The 1,449-nt window shown below is 73.0% G+C and carries 2 protein-coding genes; both read left to right on the top strand.

All coding sequences use genetic code 11. The features are described 5' to 3' along the window. The first annotated feature begins 301 nt into the window (after positions 1 to 301). A complete protein-coding gene (locus ACFV4K_RS35625; protein WP_379280688.1) occupies positions 302 to 1,126 on the top strand; it encodes a sirohydrochlorin chelatase in 825 nt (274 codons plus the stop codon). A gap of 134 nt (positions 1,127 to 1,260) precedes the next feature. Beyond that, a partial coding sequence (locus ACFV4K_RS35620) for a hypothetical protein (protein WP_379280687.1) occupies positions 1,261 to 1,449 on the top strand: 189 nt, incomplete at its 3' end.

The following is a 1,449-nucleotide window of genomic DNA, read 5'->3' as shown; positions in this document are numbered from 1 at the left end:
GCACCGGGGCGGCGCGACCGGGCGCGGCCCCGGTGCGATCGGCATCCCCGGCGAATGATGTTCGCCCCGTTGGTCTTCCGGCGCATCCCGGCAGCGCGGCACCCGCGACCCCGGTCGCGGGTCCGGCGGCCGGCTCTGCCCGGTCGGCGGCCACCGCTCGTGCCGTGTCGGCGTCGCGTCCGTCGAACCCCAATGCCACACAGTCGAGTTCGGTATCACGACAGGCGTTCCCGCCCCGCTCGTACGGCTCTCCCGGCATCCCGCCGGGGTCGGGAGCCGTCCGTCCGCCGCGGGGTGCGTGGTGAGCGCCCCCGCGCTGGTGCTGGTCGCCCACGGCACCCGCAGCGCGCGCGGTGTGGAGATGATCGCCGAGCTGGCCGAGGCGGTCGCGCGGGAGCTGGGCGCCTCGGCGCTCGCACACGCGGCCCGGCTGTCCGGGACAGGTGCCGGTGCCGATTTCGGGGCCGCATCGGCATCGTTGCGTGAAGTGGCGATCACGGCCGCGCCGCAGGTGCGGACCGCGTTCGTGGATGTGCTGGGCCCGTCCCCGGCCGAGGTGTTGCGGGATCTGGATCCGGTTCCCGCCGTGGTGGTTCCGGCCTTCCTGGCCTCGGGCTTCCACGTGTATCAGGATGTGCCGCGAGAGGTGGCCGCGAGTGCGCACGACGCGGTCGCGGTCACCCAGGCCATGGGTCCGGACCCGGCGCTGGCCGAGGTCATGCACCTGCGGCTGCGTGCGGCGGGCTGGCGGCCGGGGGACGCGGTGGTCTTCGCCGCCGCGGGCTCCTCGGACGCCCGGGCGCGCCAGGATGTGCAGCGCGCCGCCAATCTGCTCTCCGAGCGGGTCGGCACGCCGGCCCATCTGGCCTACATCGCCACCGGCGAGCCCAAGGTCCCCGATGTGGTGGCCCGGGTCCGGGCCGCGGGCGCGCGCCGGGTCTTCGTGGCCTCGTACCTGCTCGCGCACGGCCTGTTCCATCAGCGCCTGCACGAGGCGGGCGCGGACGGCGTCGCCGAGCCGATCGGCGTGCACCCGTCCGTGGTGCGCCTGCTCGCCGATCGCTATTACGCGGCCGTCGAATCCTTGACGGCCGACACCTCGGCGGCCGACGTCCGAGTTGCCTGATCGGTCCCTTCCGTCCCGTGGGGATTAGGGGTTCTGCCCTAATTCCCACGCCGAATTCCCGTACCGCTTGGTGATTTTCGGATTCGCGTGGCAACCTTTACCGCAATTCGGTAAAGACTCTGGAGGATTCCCACGTGAAGAAGCTTGTCGTCGCCGCAGTGATCGCGGGCGGTATCGCCGGCCCGGCCGCCACCGCCGCCGCCGATTTCCCCACGATCTACGACCCGTGGGCGGCCTGCATCCGGTCGGGCCAGACGGTCGAGCAGTGCGAGGCGCTGGTCAACGGCACTCAGCCGTCCGACCAGGGCGCGGGCTTCGGATGG

Source organism: Nocardia sp. NPDC059764, assembly GCF_042732555.1.
GTDB lineage: Bacteria > Actinomycetota > Actinomycetes > Mycobacteriales > Mycobacteriaceae > Nocardia.
Note: the sequence above shows the minus strand (reverse complement) of the source record. Positions and strands in the feature narration are given on the sequence as shown.